At 58.9% G+C, this 16,913-nt stretch carries 24 protein-coding genes; 3 read left to right on the forward strand and 21 right to left on the reverse strand.

The window, feature by feature from the left end; all coding sequences use genetic code 11:
- Positions 1-4: 4 nt before the first annotated feature.
- The 12 genes from ACWHXT_RS15745 to ACWHXT_RS15800 form a co-directional block, all read right to left on the reverse strand.
- Positions 5-412 carry a phage tail terminator protein gene (locus ACWHXT_RS15745; RefSeq protein WP_447956504.1) on the reverse strand — a complete coding sequence of 136 codons (408 nt, stop codon included), beginning with the start codon at positions 410-412 and terminating at the stop codon, positions 5-7.
- Positions 409-1,011, reverse strand: coding sequence for a hypothetical protein (locus ACWHXT_RS15750; RefSeq protein ID WP_447956505.1), 603 nt, complete (start codon positions 1,009-1,011; stop codon positions 409-411). The genes ACWHXT_RS15745 and ACWHXT_RS15750 overlap by 4 nt, the downstream gene beginning before the upstream one ends.
- Positions 1,012-1,026: 15 nt before the next feature.
- Positions 1,027-1,326 carry a head-tail joining protein gene (locus ACWHXT_RS15755; protein WP_447956506.1) on the reverse strand — a complete coding sequence of 100 codons (300 nt, stop codon included), beginning with the start codon at positions 1,324-1,326 and terminating at the stop codon, positions 1,027-1,029.
- On the reverse strand, positions 1,326-1,595 hold the full coding sequence (locus ACWHXT_RS15760) for a hypothetical protein (protein WP_447956507.1): 270 nt from the start codon (positions 1,593-1,595) through the stop codon (positions 1,326-1,328). Before ACWHXT_RS15760 ends, ACWHXT_RS15755 begins: the two co-directional genes overlap by 1 nt.
- A gap of 60 nt (positions 1,596-1,655) precedes the next feature.
- Positions 1,656-2,696: a major capsid protein gene (locus ACWHXT_RS15765; RefSeq protein ID WP_447956508.1), complete on the reverse strand. Its 1,041-nt coding sequence runs from the start codon at positions 2,694-2,696 to the stop codon at positions 1,656-1,658.
- A gap of 40 nt (positions 2,697-2,736) precedes the next feature.
- On the reverse strand, positions 2,737-3,087 hold the full coding sequence (locus ACWHXT_RS15770; RefSeq protein WP_447956509.1) for a head decoration protein: 351 nt from the start codon (positions 3,085-3,087) through the stop codon (positions 2,737-2,739).
- A gap of 36 nt (positions 3,088-3,123) precedes the next feature.
- Complete coding sequence (locus tag ACWHXT_RS15775; protein ID WP_447956510.1) at positions 3,124-4,350, reverse strand: S49 family peptidase; 1,227 nt, start codon at positions 4,348-4,350, stop codon at positions 3,124-3,126.
- Positions 4,351-4,421: 71 nt separating this feature from the next.
- The gene (locus ACWHXT_RS15780) at positions 4,422-4,715 is read right to left on the reverse strand and encodes a hypothetical protein (RefSeq protein ID WP_447956511.1); all 294 of its coding nucleotides are present in this window, start codon (positions 4,713-4,715) and stop codon (positions 4,422-4,424) included.
- A gap of 107 nt (positions 4,716-4,822) precedes the next feature.
- Positions 4,823-6,454 (reverse strand): phage portal protein, encoded by a 1,632-nt coding sequence (locus tag ACWHXT_RS15785; protein ID WP_447956512.1) that lies wholly within the window; start codon positions 6,452-6,454, stop codon positions 4,823-4,825.
- Positions 6,455-6,676 (reverse strand): hypothetical protein, encoded by a 222-nt coding sequence (locus ACWHXT_RS15790; RefSeq protein WP_447956513.1) that lies wholly within the window; start codon positions 6,674-6,676, stop codon positions 6,455-6,457.
- Entirely contained in the window at positions 6,673-8,670 is a 1,998-nt protein-coding gene (locus tag ACWHXT_RS15795) for a phage terminase large subunit family protein (RefSeq protein ID WP_447956514.1), read from the reverse strand. Before ACWHXT_RS15795 ends, ACWHXT_RS15790 begins: the two co-directional genes overlap by 4 nt.
- Positions 8,624-9,097 carry a terminase small subunit gene (locus tag ACWHXT_RS15800; RefSeq protein ID WP_447956515.1) on the reverse strand — a complete coding sequence of 158 codons (474 nt, stop codon included), beginning with the start codon at positions 9,095-9,097 and terminating at the stop codon, positions 8,624-8,626. The genes ACWHXT_RS15795 and ACWHXT_RS15800 overlap by 47 nt, the downstream gene beginning before the upstream one ends.
- 242 nt (positions 9,098-9,339) lie before the next feature.
- Here ACWHXT_RS15800 and ACWHXT_RS15805 point away from each other — a divergent pair, with 242 nt between their 5' ends.
- Entirely contained in the window at positions 9,340-10,083 is a 744-nt protein-coding gene (locus tag ACWHXT_RS15805; protein ID WP_447956516.1) for a hypothetical protein, read from the forward strand.
- A gap of 4 nt (positions 10,084-10,087) precedes the next feature.
- Here ACWHXT_RS15805 and ACWHXT_RS15810 read toward each other — a convergent pair whose 3' ends face one another.
- From ACWHXT_RS15810 to ACWHXT_RS15840, 7 genes are all read right to left on the reverse strand, one after another.
- Positions 10,088-10,276: a hypothetical protein gene (locus tag ACWHXT_RS15810; RefSeq protein WP_447956517.1), complete on the reverse strand. Its 189-nt coding sequence runs from the start codon at positions 10,274-10,276 to the stop codon at positions 10,088-10,090.
- A complete protein-coding gene (locus tag ACWHXT_RS15815) occupies positions 10,227-10,658 on the reverse strand; it encodes a hypothetical protein (RefSeq protein WP_447956518.1) in 432 nt (143 codons plus the stop codon). Before ACWHXT_RS15815 ends, ACWHXT_RS15810 begins: the two co-directional genes overlap by 50 nt.
- Positions 10,655-10,978 carry a phage holin, lambda family gene (locus tag ACWHXT_RS15820; RefSeq protein ID WP_447956519.1) on the reverse strand — a complete coding sequence of 108 codons (324 nt, stop codon included), beginning with the start codon at positions 10,976-10,978 and terminating at the stop codon, positions 10,655-10,657. Before ACWHXT_RS15820 ends, ACWHXT_RS15815 begins: the two co-directional genes overlap by 4 nt.
- Before the next feature lie 28 nt (positions 10,979-11,006).
- Positions 11,007-11,576 carry an N-acetylmuramoyl-L-alanine amidase gene (locus ACWHXT_RS15825; protein WP_447956520.1) on the reverse strand — a complete coding sequence of 190 codons (570 nt, stop codon included), beginning with the start codon at positions 11,574-11,576 and terminating at the stop codon, positions 11,007-11,009.
- A gap of 247 nt (positions 11,577-11,823) precedes the next feature.
- Positions 11,824-12,201, reverse strand: coding sequence for a hypothetical protein (locus ACWHXT_RS15830; protein WP_447956521.1), 378 nt, complete (start codon positions 12,199-12,201; stop codon positions 11,824-11,826).
- 239 nt (positions 12,202-12,440) lie between these two features.
- Complete coding sequence (locus ACWHXT_RS15835; RefSeq protein WP_447956522.1) at positions 12,441-13,913, reverse strand: DUF5906 domain-containing protein; 1,473 nt, start codon at positions 13,911-13,913, stop codon at positions 12,441-12,443.
- The gene (locus tag ACWHXT_RS15840) at positions 13,913-14,947 is read right to left on the reverse strand and encodes a PriCT-2 domain-containing protein (protein ID WP_447956523.1); all 1,035 of its coding nucleotides are present in this window, start codon (positions 14,945-14,947) and stop codon (positions 13,913-13,915) included. The genes ACWHXT_RS15835 and ACWHXT_RS15840 overlap by 1 nt, the downstream gene beginning before the upstream one ends.
- A gap of 256 nt (positions 14,948-15,203) precedes the next feature.
- Between ACWHXT_RS15840 and ACWHXT_RS15845 the strand changes: the two genes are divergently transcribed.
- Both ACWHXT_RS15845 and ACWHXT_RS15850 read left to right on the forward strand, forming a co-directional pair.
- Positions 15,204-15,692 carry a hypothetical protein gene (locus ACWHXT_RS15845; protein WP_447956524.1) on the forward strand — a complete coding sequence of 163 codons (489 nt, stop codon included), beginning with the start codon at positions 15,204-15,206 and terminating at the stop codon, positions 15,690-15,692.
- 222 nt (positions 15,693-15,914) lie between these two features.
- On the forward strand, positions 15,915-16,235 hold the full coding sequence (locus ACWHXT_RS15850; protein WP_447956525.1) for a hypothetical protein: 321 nt from the start codon (positions 15,915-15,917) through the stop codon (positions 16,233-16,235).
- Here ACWHXT_RS15850 and ACWHXT_RS15855 read toward each other — a convergent pair.
- Positions 16,211-16,408 carry a TraR/DksA family transcriptional regulator gene (locus ACWHXT_RS15855; RefSeq protein ID WP_447956526.1) on the reverse strand — a complete coding sequence of 66 codons (198 nt, stop codon included), beginning with the start codon at positions 16,406-16,408 and terminating at the stop codon, positions 16,211-16,213. The genes ACWHXT_RS15850 and ACWHXT_RS15855 overlap by 25 nt on opposite strands.
- Positions 16,401-16,910 (reverse strand): phage regulatory CII family protein, encoded by a 510-nt coding sequence (locus tag ACWHXT_RS15860; RefSeq protein ID WP_447956527.1) that lies wholly within the window; start codon positions 16,908-16,910, stop codon positions 16,401-16,403. Before ACWHXT_RS15860 ends, ACWHXT_RS15855 begins: the two co-directional genes overlap by 8 nt.
- Positions 16,911-16,913: the final 3 nt, after the last annotated feature.

Raw genomic sequence — 16,913 nt, forward strand, 5'->3', positions numbered from 1 at the left:
TATGCTAGCCGTGTATCCATGTGTCAGTGGTCCAGTATTCGCGCCACCAGATTAGCTCACCGCGTATATCCACGGTCTGGCCGCCACGGTACTGCATGGGGTTATGCATACGGCTGAAGCCGTGCCCCATCAGCGCTTTACGTAGCGCGCGACGCTGGGCCTTGAACTCGTGACGCTTGCAGACCAGCCACACGCCGTAGGTGAGGCGCACTTGCTGAATGGGCCGGTTCGTTTCGGCATCGCCGGTGGCCACGTCTTCGGCAAACCAGGGCAGCGCGGCCGGGGTCTGCATGTCGAAATTGTCGATCGGTTCGGCAAACGGGGCGTTGTCGACCGTGGCCATACCGGGGCACTGCTCGCGCACCCGGTCGATCACCTCATCGATCACGTCATAGTCGGGCTCGGTGCTCATGTCATGCCTGCCTTTCTGCTGAGGATGTAGTCCAGCCGCCCGCTGAACTGCTGCGGCAGGTCTTCACGCACCAGATCCTGCGCGGCCTGCATGACCTGCGGGTTATCGACCATTTCCGGAATCGAGGGGCCAAAGCGCTTAATAGGCTGGCTTTGCGTATCACCTTTATCTTTACGCCGCAGGATATGGCCTTTGGCCAACCAGCCGCCCTGAACCAGCTTGCGGCCCTCATTCTTTCGCACTTGCACCGTGACGCCCCGCCGGCGTGCCATGCTGCCTTTGCGCGGTCCGTTTTTCACGCGGCGCCTTGAGCTGACGGTGACCCAGCGCTCGCGGGGCTTGAACTGCGAAAGCGGCAACCGCCGACCGGTGTAGAGTACCGCCCGGCCGATGTCGCGGTCGTAGCGTTCGATGCTCAGTCGCTTGCGTATATCGCCCGCCTTCACGTCATAGCGCTGACGGACTTCCTTGCTAATCAGCGTGGCGGCCTTGCGCGCCGTGGCGTTGGTCGACCAGGACAGCGCTTTCTCGATGTCCTTGGGGTCGAACAGTTGCTTCAACTGATCCCGATTGCGTATATCGAATTGCAGGTTGGGCATGCATGCCTCCCGGCGTTATGACACCCAAAGGCGCCGTTCGAAGCCATCATCTTCGAGGGTTTGCTGAACGGTCCAGGTGCGCCCCGGCAGCGCGATCGTATCGCCCTGTCGGGATGTGGCCACATCGGCTACCAGTACTGAAATCGTGGTAACACGCATGGCCACCTGGTCCTGGTCGTATACTTCATAACCGGTATCGAGCACTACGTAGATACCGGAAGCGCTCGCCTCGCTGCCGTGGTACGCCCCCAGCTTGCCCGCGTCGCGATGCATTTCGGCAAGCCCTTGGCGAACCTCATCATCGAAGGCGCTCATTACTCGCCGCCGATGCCATCACCGGTACCGACGCCCTCGCCATCCGTACTGCCTACATCGGACGGTAGCTTCGAAGGTGGCGCCACGGTAGCCACCTTGCCACGACCTTTACCCTTCACTGACGCACCCAGCTCAGCGATCAACCCTGAATCCAACAGGCGTTTTTCTTCGATAGCATTTTGGGGCTTGTAAGGCTCGCCCTGTTTGGCGAGCACTTCATTACCCTTCTCGATCTGCCCTCGCGTTACCACGTACTGCTTAGCGGCCATGATGACCTCCTTCGGATTTACGTTGCCTCGAAACAAATCACCCCGCACTTGGCGGGGTGATTAAACGACCTTGGCGAAGACGAAAGCGTCGGGCTCATGAAAGCCGGGAATCGGCGCCGACTGCATCGAGAACCAGCGCACGCCGGCGTCCTTGTCGGTCCAGCTCTTGGGGTAGCGATCCACGTCGAACAACCCGCCCTCGATCGCGTCGACATCCTTGATCGCGCCGTACAGCATGGAGTTACGGCTGGTGGTGGGGCCAATGATCAAGCCACCCGCCGGAATCATCGGCTCATCGTCCAAACCGTCCTTGCCGTCGTCACCGTCCGGGGTGAACCACTCTTCGTACTGATAAAGATCCAAGCCTGGGTCGTTCAGGTAGCCCAAGTATGAAACGCCATCCGGCAACTGCTCCGGTTTGATCAGGCCAAGATCGACGCGACGCGTGTTGAGCTTCTTGAGCACCGCTTCGCTGTCCAGGAACGCATCCGCGGCTTCCGCGCTCATCACGCAAGCGTTGGCGGTACGGCCGCTTTTCCGCTGCGCGCGACGCTTATACTTGCGCAGGTCGGCGATAGGGTCCGCGCCCGCTGCCGTCCATGACGTGGCTTCGGTGACCAGGCTATCGGCATCCATCTGGTAATCGATCAGGTCGTTCACCCCTTCGCCGATGATGGGCACCTGACCGGTCGTTAGCGCCCGGGCGATCATCCACTCTTCACGGCGGCTGATGCGGTCGTCCAGATCCTGCATGTCACGGCCCAACTGCTCACCGGCGCGATCCAGCGGCGTACGCGCTGAATAGATATGCTCGCCCGGCTGACGAACCAGCAGTTCGCCGGCTCGTGTCTCGAGCTTGGGCTTCACATACGCCGGCTTGTAGCTGCGCATGGTGAACCCTTGACGGTCGACCACCGTACCGGGGCGATTGGGGCGCACGAAGGGTGCCATCTTGCGATTACCCTTCTGGATATCGATATCGATGTGCTCGGTCGTGGCCATGACCGGCTGGGCACCGAAGAAAGTGGTGGTCAGGAAGCGGCGCGGGCGCGGCATACGCTCTACAGCCGCAAGCATCGTGCGTAGTTCAAACAAATCCATGGGGTTCTCCAGATCAAATGAAAGAAGTGTGCGCGCTCGGTTAGAGAACGAACAGTGACCAGCGCCGTAAGGCCTTGCGCACAGACTCGACCGTATGGCCTTCGCCCAGCGTTAGTGCAGCGGCGCGCAGATCACCGGTCAGCATGACCTCTGCCGGTACCGGGCCTTCGGTGGCATCAACGTCTTCCCAAAGCACGACACTGGGTACCTGACTGCCATCTTCGGCAGTTGCCGCACTCAACGCGTACATCTCGTCGGCGGTCACTTCACCCAGCACGCTACCGGCGACCAGCGCGGGGCCTTCAGCCACGAGCACGGTGGTAAAGCGGATAGGAAATTCACCCCCGACCAGTTGGCGGGGATGATGGGATGCTTGAGTCATGCCAGGCATGGGCTCACTCCTGTCAGTAATAGGTTAAACGCTGGCTTACTTGCCCCAGCGCTTGGAAATGGCGTCCACTGCCTGGGCACGCTCTTTATCTGCGCCCTCGCCACCTGCCGGCGGTGTCGTGGTACCGGCCTCGGTGCTATCGCCTTGGATGCCTTGCAGGCTGATACCGCGATCCTGTGCCGCTTTGAATAGTGATAAGCCGGTGGCTTCGACGCTATCGCCATTGGCCAAAGCCGCCGCCACTTCCTTCTCAAAGCCCGGCATGGCCAGCGCTTGAATTCCGATACAACGCTGACGTTCCTTTTCCGCCGCTTCGGTGCGCAGCTTGTCGGTATCAACGCTTTCTCCGGCAGCAATCTGGATCGTCTTCGGATCGGTGCCGGCCTCGATCGCGGCCTGAAGCTCGGCCGTGGTTTTCACGGTGGTCATGGTGATACTCCTGGGTTGATTACTGGCAGGGGAACCGGCCAGCTCGGCAATGAGAGATTCCAGCGAACCAAGGCGGTCGGCCATACCTGCTTCAACCGCCAGTGCGCCGGTGGCGATGCCGCCCTGGCGGAAAAGGTCGTTGACCTGTTCACGGGGCAAGCTTCGATTGCGCGCCACTTTGTCGAGAAACACGCTGGCCAGCTCATCGGTGCGCGTTTGCAGCTGCGCCAGGCCCGCTTCTGTTTCCAAGTCGGGCCGCTTGTTCGGCGCATTGCTGGAAACGATTTCGTAGCTTTTCTCACCGGGTTTGTCTTCGCGCTTACGCAGACTCAGCACCACACCCACGCTGCCCAGCTGGGCGGTGTCGTCCACCACCACCTCTTCAGCAGCGCTGGCAACCCAGTACCCGGCGCTGGCGGCCATGCCACTGACGTAGGCAACCACACGCTTACGGCCGCGCATGTTGTAAATCAGGTCACCCAGCTCATTAATGCCGGTGGCCTCACCACCAGGAGAATCAAACACCGGGATGATCGCTTTGATCGCGGGGTCGTCAAATGCAGCTTGAAAGTCGGTAGCCAGCACTTGGGTGCTGGTGGCCCCGCTGACTTCAGTGAACAGGTTGGCGTAGCGGAAGATCGGCCCGGTTACCGGAATCACCGCCACGCCATCGCGCACGGTGACGCTACGTGTGTTATCCAGCGAGCGACCCAAGCGTGTTTCAAGTGCCTCAACGTCGCCCTGCCGATCCGCCACCGCCATCACGCTATCGAGCGCTTCGCTGGTGATCAGCCACGGGCGATTCGCCGCGAGTTCTAAAGCGGTGCATGTCATGGTGGCTCCTCGAATTTTGGGCATAAAAAAACCCGCCGTAGCGGGTTTAGTGTTGATACTATAAAAACGAATCAGGGGTGCTCTTTACAATAAAGAGAGTCATCCACTTTATCCATTTCCTCAACTGGGAATACAGGTTCAAATGTCTTCCCACCTATTTCGACACCATGCCTTTCATCGCAAAGTGGACATTCATCCCGAACCATTCTCGACACTTCAATTTCGGGCCACTTGTTGTTAACAGCATGGAGTTCGCAAAAAAACTCTGGTGGCTCAAACACCTCATGAGAGGCATGCATCAAGATATAGGAACTATCTTGACCGCATGTCTCACATCCAGTATCAACATTTGATAAATCTGCCATGGCTTTGCCCCTCGCAAAATAATACGATTTGAATCATTCCGAGCACGATCAAAAACCATAGCAGTACCCCAAAAAAAATCCACCGTAAATGATGTAGTAGCCTTTTTCTATTGGGGGTCATCATGAACCTTTCCACCTACGTACAAAGGCACACCATCCGTGTTCTTGCGCTTGATCTCACGCGCACGATCCTTATGCACGTCTTCCCAGTCCTCGCCGTGCAGCGCCATGGTTTCAAGGTGTTCGTTACTGGTGCCGTTGGCGATGCGCTCGGTAGCTGCGCGGGCGTCGATCAGTTCGTTGAGCGAGCCGAGCGGCTCACCGATCCAGAGCGAACGCACGTAGGCACGGCGCTTGGCCGGGTCGCGGTAGCCCGGCAGGTTGATCATGCCACTGGCCACCATCTCATCGATAACGAGCTCATACGCCGGCTGGCACCATTGCACCGTTAAATGATGGCGGCGCTGTTTCACGAACTTGAACAGCTGGTTGAACGCGGCCCGCGCCGCGGTGTAGCTGGTCGAGAAGTGCATCAGCAACACCTCGGCGGGCTGATCCAGCGCCGCGCCGATCTCTTTAACGATTGCCATAAAGAACGGGTCGAACTCCGGATTGGGACGGTTGGAGCTGACCGGTACCGGCTTGGCGCCCTCTTCCAAGTCCCACACCGCGCCTTCACCCAGGGTCAGATTATCGCTTTCGGGCTCTGGCTCTCGGTTACTCTGCACCACCGGGCGGCCCGGCTTACCGGGGTCACTACTTTGCTCGTCCCAAAGCGTGCCGCCGCCCAAGCCTTGCTCGTCTTCGCTGTTATCGTGGGTGATCGCCACCGTGAACATCGCGCTGATCACCGCCGCGGTCAGCTCGGCCTGACTGAACCGCTCGAGCTTCTGCAGCGCTTCCAGAATCGGGGCCAGATAGGGTACGCCGCGCACTTGGCTGGGCCGGTCTTTCTCGTTCATCAGCTGCAGGATGCGACGGCGGCCTGTCTCAGACCCAAACACCGGCATCCATTGCCAGTCGTGCCGGGCCAAGTGATCGCTGGGGTAGCCGCTGCACAGCCGTACATGAGTGGGCCGGCCCAGCCGATCAACTCGAATGCCGTCCAGCTCTCGCGAGGTATTCAACACGTTGAACGGGTTGCCCACGCGCTCGGCCTCCACCAACTGCAGTTTGATGCCGAACAGCCCACCGGTGCGCTTCTCGAAGGGCGTAAAACCGAACACATCGCCGCTAACCATCGCGCTGACGAAAGCCAGCCGCTGCTGCATATAGAAGTCCTGGGATGCTTCCGCGTCGCACTCGCTAGGATCTTCGGCCCACAGCGCGAAGCCCCGGGCGAGCTGATCATTTAAGGCGTCCGTTTCGTCGTCACTCAAACCGAGTGCCTGACCATCGACGTTTGGCCGCACGGTCAGCCCCATGCCTACCACGTTGGTGGCCGCCCGACTGATGGCGGCACGCCCCATCATGTGGTTGCGGTACGCGTCCCGCGAACGCGCAATCAGCGTTTCGCGTTCGCTGGTAGGTGTGTCTTGCCGCGGGCTACCCAAGCCGGGCAGCCAACTCAGCATGCTACGCAGCATGCGGCTGGCCCCTCGGTGACGGGTTTCGCTACCGACGTTGGCACCGCTACTGGGTTGGGTCGCTTTAAGGCGCTTGATTTCTTCCATCGCCTGTTGAGCCTGGGTTTCCGCCAACTTGGCGCGGGCAGTGCCTAAGTTTGGAAAGATGCCCATTTAAAACCCCACGTAGCGGATACGATTTCGCCCACGGCCGCTGGCCGCCGAACGCTCTTTGGCGGCCATCCTGGCGTAGTGAGTTTCCATGCGCTGCAAAGCGGCCAAGTCCGCACGGGTATACTGCCGATCACCAAAGCGCCATGACTGCGAGCCGCCCAAAATCTTGTCGATCGCTTCACGCACCAAGCGCAGTCGCTCAGCATAGGTTTGCTGTGTCATACGTTACGGTTCCTCATACGGCGGCGCTTGCGTTGTGGCGCGGCCTGCTGAGCGGGCACCGCTGCAGGCGACTCAAATAGTGTGGTCTGGGTCAGCGTGACTTCGAGCTTGTCCCAATCACTGGCACGCAGTACGTGCGTTCGGCAGCTACGCGCAGCGTGTAGCGCGTATACCTCGCAATCCAGCGCCTCGTTAGGTTTGCCGGCTTTCTTCTGCCACACCTTTTTACGCGGGTTGCGGGGATGCGGCGCTTTCACTTCCGCGGTCAGCTGCTCCCAGTAGTCCGAACGAACATCCCGATACCAGTGCATCCGCCCCGGGCCAGAACCCAGCAAACGAATACGCGCATCGATAAGGTCCTTGGCCTTGTGGGTACCCACAATGAACGGGCGCAGGCCGTACTTGTCGGCCTTGGTGTTCTGCTTGTTGGTGTCGTCGGACACCTTGGGGCGGCTGAATATCTCGCGGTTTTCGCTATTCAGCGAGGCGCCCTTGCCTGCCATGACGCCGTGGCGTTGACGCGCACGTACGTACTGGTAAACGGCGTCGCTGGTCTGGCCGTCCGAGCTGTCGATAGTGATCGCCGAAACGCGTAGCGAGGCGCCGCCTTCGTGCTCAAAGCCGGTGGTCAGCAACTTATCCAGCTCGTCCCACACCGGATCTACCTTGTCCATGGTGTTGCCGAAGAGCTCGCCCCAGAACACCAGCCAGCTCTCTTCGCCTCGGCCCCAGGCGCGGATAATGACCGCCAAGCGGTCGTGCTGAACGTCGACGCCGGCGGTCAGCAATAAACCGCCGTTCGGTACCGTTCGCTCTGGGTAGTCTTCGGCGCGGTCGCGCAGTGTGTCCGCTTCTGGCGCGTCACCCTTGAACTCGTAGGGCATGCCCATCTGGTTGTTGGTGAAAACGATCAGGTCGCTGTAGTCACCCTGCTCGGCACCGTGCAGCGCACCCAGCCACTTCTCCATCAGACGCGCAAAGCGGGAATCAGGAAACGTACTCAACAGCTCCGTCATATAGAATCCAGCGATGCCACGAAACTCAGAGGTGGCTACCCAAGTGCCTTGGCGCACGTTGGCGTTTTTCTCCTGGTCGCTCCACTCACCACCGCAATGGGGGCAAGCGTAAATCGTCCGCTCCGGCCGGAAGGTGCCGAAGATCGGATGGTGTCGGTCAGCTTCCGTGGGGCATACCAGGTTATCGAAGCTGAGCTCGTGCGACTCGCCGCAGTGGTGGCACGGTACGTAGCAACGGCGTTCGTCGCTGAGCTTCATTTCTGCTTCGATCGTGGAGATACCCGCGATCGTCGGCGTACCACCGATGATGTACTTCTTCCGGCCTCGGCCGTAGGTCTTGCCGCGCTCCTTGAGCAGCAGAATCGAATCACCCTGGCCCTTCAGGTTCAGGTTGCAGTCGTCCGGCTCTTCCACGAAACCGCGCGGGCTGGGGGTAGACTTCACCGACGACGGCGAATTGGAACCCACTAACTTGAGAAAGCCGCCCGGGAAGCGCTTGAATTGCTGACGCTGCTGCAGCTTGCGCGAGCGCAGGTCGATCTTGTTACGTAACCGCGGCGTAGCTTCCACCATCGGTTCGAACTTCTCGGCCACGTACTCCTTGGCGGCGCCGTCTTTCGCGAACAGCCCGATGATGGGCGACGGATCAATGTCGATCCAGCGGCCCAGGGCGTTACCCAGCACGCCCGAGGTCCAAGCCACCTGAGCCGATTTCTGACAGCACACCTCTTCGACATTGGGATCATCAAGCGCTTCGAGTGGCCCACCGGGTAACGCCAAGGCCGGCGTCACGTTCACGGTGTATTTGCCAGGCCGCGCCGTTTCCACTTCGCTCATCCAGCGATACTTGTTCGCCCACTCTAACGTGGTGATACGCTCCGGCGGCGCCCACTTGCCGGCCAACCGCTTGACCCAACGACGCGCATTGCGCCTAAGCGCTGTCCTCAGCGGCATGTTCGTCGGGGTCGGTTGGCTCATAGTTACTCAACGTGGTTAGTGCATCTTCGACATAGCGCCGGATCGTCGATACATCGACCTCGACCCCCAGGATGGCAGTCAGCTCCGACGCCAGCGCATCAGGCATATTGAAAAGGAACTCCGCCCGAGCAGCGTCGACCATGGAGTCGTATTCAACCTCCAAGTCATCGGGCATAACGATCACGCCATCTTCCTTGAGCATCTCGCGCTCGAGCTGGTCGCCGCGTAGCCGGTCCAGCCGATCCTTGGCACTTTCCCGGGGCGACTCATTCGCACGGGCTAACATCCAGGCAATCACCAACGCCGGCGCGTATTCGTTGCTGGCACCCCTGCCCGCCGAATGGGCAACCGGCATCCCCTTTTGCTGCCACTCGGTCAACGTGCGTTCGGATACCAGCAGCAGTTCAGCGAGAGCCCGCTTATTCATAGCGGCCGGCAGTTCCTGGTCATGCCAGGTTTGCAGCGCGCCATGACAAACATTGATCAGCTCAACTGAATCCACGTCGATAACCTATTGATCAGATTAAAAAGTAAGGAAGCCAAAGGCATTTTTCAGCTGCACGAATTCCGCGGCTATTCTCCCCCGTACTTTCGTAATTTCGTCTGGGAGGACCCACGCGTTTGAGATAGGCTTCCATCCCACTTTTTCAACCTCAAAGGAGTTCATGAATGAGCGAACACAGTAGCGGTAGTTCGAAACCTACTTTTAGGGAGCTAATCAGCGTTATTGATCGAGCATGGGAAGCCAAGTGGGCCCTGCAGTTATTGCAGCTTCTACTCTTCCTTGATCTGGCAATGATCTTCGCTGGCCAGCCAGGCATATTGGGTTGGGATAGCGAGGCTACCCCAGTACTCAGCAACCTTAGTTTCGTATTTATTACTGTCGTTGCATTCACGTTATATGCTGCTTTGCTTACCCCATTTGCCAGCTCGATAGTCGCCATGATAGTCGTGCATATTCCAAAGATTTTTCACTCTGAAGCCCGCAACCATCATCCGTTTGGCTATGTCGATCTCGGTACTTACAAAACAGACGCATACGAAAAGGATGATAAGGACATGATCGCTCGCTATCACGATGCTGTAGAACGAAACCGAGAGGCTGAGGCTCAGCAAAGACAGGTAGGAAACATCCTCTTCGGCACGCTCATACTCATACTTTCCAACGTTTTTCCCAACCTGGTAATGATTGATACGACGAACTCAATCTTGCAGAACGTCATGAACCTGGTTGGCTGGGAAGTAGGATTATCTATCGCGTTCTTCATAACCTTCAGCATGCTTTCAGCAATAAATCGAGCCTGGTTTTTCTCAGCAGAAAGATGGATCGACCATCCCAAACTGTATCAAGAACTAGAAGCTAAACGCCGTAAAGAACGAGCAGAGCTGGGCGTATCACCGTTTCGCCGCTAGCGTGTCACCGTTCCCCCGCCGAGCCAGGCTTGAGCAACAACTGATGCACCGCTACACGATCCGCATTCGCCCGGCGCCGCAGCGATTCGTAATCGGCTAACAGTTGCAGCAAGTCGCGGTTACGCTGCACGGCGCGCCGCGGCTCAGCGAGCGGCGTCAGCAGATGGGCCGGCACGTTCGGCGTGATCACCATCGGCACGGTCACCGTCTTCGGGGAGCCGGCGCACCCACTCACTAACAGCACTAGAAAGAGGCTGACCAGCCCAGTCATGTGTCGTCGCATCGTCTCTCTCCAGTTGGGCGGCCGTGTCGCGCATCATGTCGACCAGATGGTTATCACGCGTTACTTGCTCATCGCGGAACGCCAGTACCGCGCTGATCCGGTCGATCTGCTCGCGCTGCCAGCGCTGATGCTCCTGCAGTATCTCGACCTGATCATGTGCCCTCGCCAGCCGCGTTTCCGTCGCCGATAGCTGCAGCGCATAGTTGCGCGCCTGCATGCCCGCGAAGACGGTGATACCCAGCAGCGCGGCGATGAGCCAGCCAGATGCGTTACTCAAGATGCGCTTGATCATTTCAGCCACCTGCCAATCAACTTTTCGTAAAGCTCATCGGCACGCTTGCCAAACCATTCGGTGCCTTTGAACGCAATCACCGCGCCGATCGCAGCCGCCAAGTCGATAGGCAACCCCAGGTAACGCAGCACCGGAAACGCTGCAAGTGTCAGGCAACCGCACAGCGCGGCTTCTAACCAGCTTTTGCTCACACGATTACCGGCATGAATGCTACGGATCAGTCCGACGATGAACGCTAGCCCAGCAGCGTAAAACTGCGGCCAAGCTGTGGCGATATAAGCCAAGAGCGCTTGCCATAAATTGGGGTCACGTCCCGGCATTGAATGACTCGCTGATAAAAGGGGTTCGTTACGATCGTGCGGCGTCGGCGATGACCTCAGCCACGCGCGAGGCCAGTTCGCCCTGATGCGTCAGGAACTGGTGCAGATCGTTCGCATTGGAGAGAAAGAACAACTCATGAATGATGCCGTCGCCTTGGCTCACGAACGCCAGCCGCGAATGCTGACCGGAGTTTTCCGGCTTGGCGCCGCGGTTAGCGATGCCCAGCAACTCAGCCGTCACACGGCAAAGCTCAGCACCTAACGGCTTGTTGTGTGCCTGGCTCAGCGTTTCAACGCCGGTCGCACCAGGGCCGCCGCCGTTGGCATGAAACTCGATGGCGATATCACACGTTGCTGCCACCTTCACCGCTTCACGTAACGGCAGGTTCTCGCCCGGCTCGCCATCCAATAGGTGCTCGATACCTAGCCGCTGAAGCTCAACACTCACAGCATCGCGAAAGCGCTGCACGATATCGGCTTCCTTGTACCCATTCGCCACGATGCCGGGCACCGTATCGCTATGCCCAGCAGAGACCATCACCGAGCGAACCTGGGGCGGCCGCTGCGGGATGGCGTTAACGTGATCAATCCAACGCATGCTCACGGCACACCTCCAAAATAAAAATGCCCCGCATGACCGAAGCCATGCGAGGCACCGCCCACCACGGACGGGAGCTGGTTGTCATGCGCCCAACAAAAAGCCCCGCTCGAAGGCGGGGCTTAGTACTTGTGAAAGGCGCATCTACTAGACAGTAGCTGAATGATGACCCTCGACTGCGGTGGCATCAATAGGGTGGTAATGCCAACGCCGCAATGCGCAGGCCAAACGCCGCAATGCGCAGGGGTCACGCACGTTTTGAACGCTTGTGCTTCGCCCTCAGCGCCTCTCTAAGGTCCAGGTGAAGGCGTTGGAGCTGATCGTAATAGGTGCGCTCAGCCAGACCCAAGCGCTGCGCCTTCGCATCGTTGTACCCGTTCCAAAGGTAATGCTCATGAGCCAGCACCTGCAGCCGATCCTCCAGCGTCTTCAGCGCCGCTTGCACTTCCCAGCTCGCATCGTCCATATCGCCATGGCCCAGCGGGTCACGGCTGCCCTTCGGTCCACCGCTTGGCATCACACCCTGAAACTCCATCAACTTGCCCAGCGGCGAGCACTGGCGCATACCACGGCCTTTCAACTGATCCGCCCAGTGCTGCAGTAATTGGTCGATTTCCTTGATCATAACGGCCTCTGTCTGACTGTCTGAATACTTGTCTGAATGTCTGTCTGATTAAATTCTTTAGACTAAATAGATACTTATCTAATCTTTCAGACATTCAGACAGAAATAATAAGGGGTTAGTCATGTGCGTACGCGCGCGCATGGGCTACTGGCAAAAAGTCTGTCGGACTGTCGGAAACCGCATGGCGCCGGGATTTCTCTGTCTGAAAGTCTGTCTGATGGTCTGTCTGACTGTCTGAATCATGCCCCGGCCCCCTCGCTCTTCACTTCCACCCTGAAACGAAACTGTCGCGCCTGGTCGCCTGCGATGTCAGGCCACCCCTTCTTGCCGATCTTGTCCGCATACTCCGGCGGCACGAACAACCGCGTCGTCTTGAAGTCACCACTACTGGAGGGATAGCGAATGTCGCGCCGATCGCGCAGCATGTCCCGGGCCACCTCATCACAAAACCAGCGCTGCTTGGTCTTGAACTCGTTCGTGTTCTCGCACCATCGAAGAAAGGCCTTCCACAAATCAGGGATCGCCACCACCCCGTACGGCAGATCCGGGATATCACCGTTGCGCCACTCGTAGATGAAGTACCGCGCCGGCGAAAGGCTCGAGTCGATCAAACGCTGCTTGGCGTCCGAAAGCGGCGGCTTGGTATGCGGCTTGAAATCCCCCAGGGGCAGGTTCAACAGGTAATGATAAAACGCCTCGACGCCCCCCTTCGCCATCTCGTCGGATAACCGCTCGAAGTAATCCGGAGGCGGCACATCCTCGACATGCAGCACGAAGTAGCGCCGATCCCCCAGGTCCAGCTCGAGCGGTACCGTCGAATTGGAGAGAAACACGAAGTTCACATGGTTCTGCTCACTGCGCAGCGGCATGTTCTTCTCGTTGATCTGCAGCTCGTCACCGGTCACCACATGCTTGAGCACGCCCTTGTAGTGCGCCTTCTCCGCCCGACTCACGACCTCCTCGGCCAGGGCGAACAACCGGCGCGACTGCCACCCGGTGAACTGGCTCTCCAGCTGCGCCTGCCCGATCGTTACCCCGTACTCGCCATAGATACGCTTCAGGATACCCTCGAACAGCAACGATTTACCCGTGCCCTCAGCGCCGTGAACCAGCACCGCGCTGGCCATCTTCGTACCGGGCTGCTGCAGGGGCAACGCCATCCACTTCATCAGCCACCAGAACTCCGCGTCGCGCTGACCGCACAGCCGGTAAATGTGCGCTCGGATCAGCTCGCAGCCATCGGCGCCGCGTACATCCGGCACCATCTTGAAACCGTCGTACAGGTTCACGTTCAAACGCGGGTCCACCATCTCGGTCGGGTCGAACACCACCTCCTCGGCAATCATTCGCCACGGGTGGTCCTGCCACTCCTTGAACGACTCCCGGCCCACCGCTTCGCGCACGTGCGGTACCCGTATCAACCTGCCGCGCATCCCATCCCAAATCAGGTCAGTACCGTAAATCAGCCGGAAGTGCGTCAGCATATCGTCCTTGCGAATGCGCACCCCGTATTGGCTGACCTCCTCCTGCCCCTCCTGGGCGTGAGTGAGCGCGCCATCCTGCCCTTGACCGTTATCACTGGTACCGCACTCAAGAGAGGGGGCGATGGGGAGAGGTTCACCGGCATCATTTGCCGCTTCCACCGCAGCAAAAAGCTGATGCCTCACCGCATCCAACCCCTGGGCAACGTGCAGGTCATTCCAATCAGCCATTACGCCGCCTCGCTAGTCAGAACAGGGAAGGCCGCCACCGCGTGTACCGCGCGCGCCACATCTTCGGCTTTCGTGCGGCCCGGGTTGTCGGCCAGTTGCGGGTCGTCATCGCCACACACCACCAGGCGCGCCTGCTGATAAAGTTGGCTCACCAACGGCACGACGCGCTGCAGGTTCCCCGCATCAAGAGCCACCGCCACCGGCCAGCCGGTCGCCATGTGAATAGTGGCCGCCGTGGCGTAGCCCTCTGCCACCGCCACCACCGGCGCCTCCTCGGCATTCCCAATCCGGTGCCACGTACCCGCCTTACGCCCGTACTTCGGAAACAGCTTCTTGCCGTTGGGCTTGATCACCTGAATCGACACCACCTGGCCATTCACATTACGCAGCGGCACCACCAGATCGCCGGCACGGATATGCATGAACGAAATATGGTCCGGCCGCGGCTGGGGCAAGTCATCGAAGAACCGCTTCACCTCACTACCCGGCCACACGTCCGCGCGCTGCGCCTGATCGTCGATGCTGATCACCACCGAGTACCGCGGAAACCACACCCCGAACGCCTCGACCTGCTTGGCATCCAGATACGGCGACGAACCCTCGCGAACGCAATGCTTCTTGATGAAATGCCGGCACGCCATCGCCACCGTTTCCCGCATTGCCTCCCGGCGCTGCTCGTCCGCCTCGATCTCTGCCTGCCGCGCCCGGCGACGCTCTTCCTGCTCGCCCTTCATGCGCTTCCGATCAACAGCGCTCAGCTCTTTCCGCTCGCGTTTCCAGCCATGTTGCTGGGCCAACTTGATAATCGTCCCCAGGGTCACATGGCCCGGCTGCAGGCTCCGCCAAACGCTCTTGGCATCCGCCGCGTTATAGCTATCCCCGCCCTGGCTCCACTCGTCCCACGCGAACCAGCCGTCATCGCCGTACTCGGTTTTCACCGCGTTACCAATATTCACCCACGTCTCGCGGTCATCGGCGGGTATATGGGTTAAAGCCAAACGAAGCTCATCGAGAGTTAAAAGATCACGCTGCATGGATCACCTCCTTTGCAACGTAACCACCAAAGGGTGGGCACCCATCATGGCGATGAAGTAAGCTTAGAAGTGCGAAGACCAAACCCACTACACCCTCCAAGGAGTACCCATGACAAACGACCGTCGTGAACCACCGAAACGGCCGGTACCTACAACACCGCCCAATCCTGATCGGGGTAACGCTCAGGTGCCAACGTCCAACCGGCCACCACCTAAGCCCCCGAAAAATAAGCAGTAAAAAGCCTGAGGAGGCAAAATGGATACAGAACAAAGCGCTCCCCGCACCCGTGATGACATGGAGTGGGAAATTAGATCTGCCATTTGCCTTCTCGGCCGCTATAGAAATCTTGCACGAAATGCCGACTTGGCCTTGACGCTTGTCACACTGATCGGCCTTAGCAGCGCCGCTGGTGCCATCTTTAGAGCCAGCCCGGTACTTGCCAGCGTGGCCGGTGTGTTGCTCACGCTTACAAGCATCCTCCAAATTGTCTACAAGCCTGCTGAAGCCAAAGTGCATGCAGCGGTAAGCCGTAAAATGTACACCGCGCTTTGGAGCCAAATGCGGGACTTGAGCGATGATGAAATAGATCGCCAATTGATCAAGCTGCATGGCGAAGATATCGGTGTTGTAGAAGGTCTGCGGTTGGTTGCGGAAATTGACACGTCTTTGCAACTCAACCTTGACGATACGGAACAAGTTAAACGACTCAAACGATGGAATATTTTTCTGCGCGCATGCAGTTAATTCAAAAGGAATAATCAGCTCAAAAACAGGTTCATTTGAGGTAGCTCTATGGTCAAAAAAGTTATTAAGAAAACCACTAAATTCAAACCTGTCACGGCAAGCGCCAAGAAGAAAAAACCCGCTGCCAAAACCGTGAAACGGCAAATCCCAACAAGTGGTCGGCCTGGCCCTAAAAAGTAAATAACCGGCAACAATTCGCCTAGAAAAGAGGCCAACAATCTCATGCACACCACCACCACCGCCGACGAAATGAAGCTGCTGGCCCACGTCGCCAATCCCGGCAAGGAACACCTCACCAAAAACGACTTCGCCATCCTCCCGGACGAACTCTTCGACTGGGGCCCCAAGAAGCTGGACCAGGTCGCGACCGATCTGCACGACAAACGCATGATCGCCTACTACGGCCCCACGATCTGCGCGCGCCTCTTCAAGACGACCAAGCAGCTGGATGATTTGGCCCCCGTTAAGCAAGCCAAACTGCGTTTGGCCGGCGCCAATAAGCTGAATTTGAGTATGCATCACCGCCCCTCCGTCGCCGACTGACACACCACACAAAGCTGCACCCCCGGCAGTGCCTCACGCCGCGCCGCCGGGATCGGCTCGTCACACGCCTTGCACACCGCCCGGCTCGCAATACCCTGGGGCCGCTGCCGCGCCTTGAGCGCCTGTTCGGTACGCCACTCGATATAATCGTTCGCGATATCCGCCTTATCCATGGCCCACCTCCCCATCGAACCGCTGAGCACATACCAGCACCGCCTGCAGCGAGCCCAACAGCTCACCGCGCAGCTTTTTCAGCTCGGCTTTTTCATGTTCGTGGTAAGTGCCATCGCGGCGGTGATCGCTGATGCGCGTGAGCAGGTTGCCCACCTGGGTCGACAGCACCGCCACCGACTCCATCAACTGATGCTCGCAGCAGTCGTCGGCGGCTTCTTCATGCTCGAACCAGTGTGCGCCCGGCACCAGGTTCAACAGCGAATCCAGAATGCGCGGGTCGCCGGTGGTGGCCAGTACGTACTCGAGGTCATCGATCGTCAGCCGGTGGGTATCAGCGTTGGGGTTTAGCCGGTGCTGCAGCGTTGTCGCCGGCAGCCCGTAAACCGCGGCAATCGCCTTGCCGCCGCCGGGGTAGTCGCGCGCTGCGTGATAAAGCGACAAATTGAGGGGCAGGACTTCGCGCTCGGCGCGCTCCTGCGAAGAAAGCCAGACCTTGGACATGGC

The sequence above is a fragment of the Vreelandella halophytica genome, from assembly GCF_968193635.1.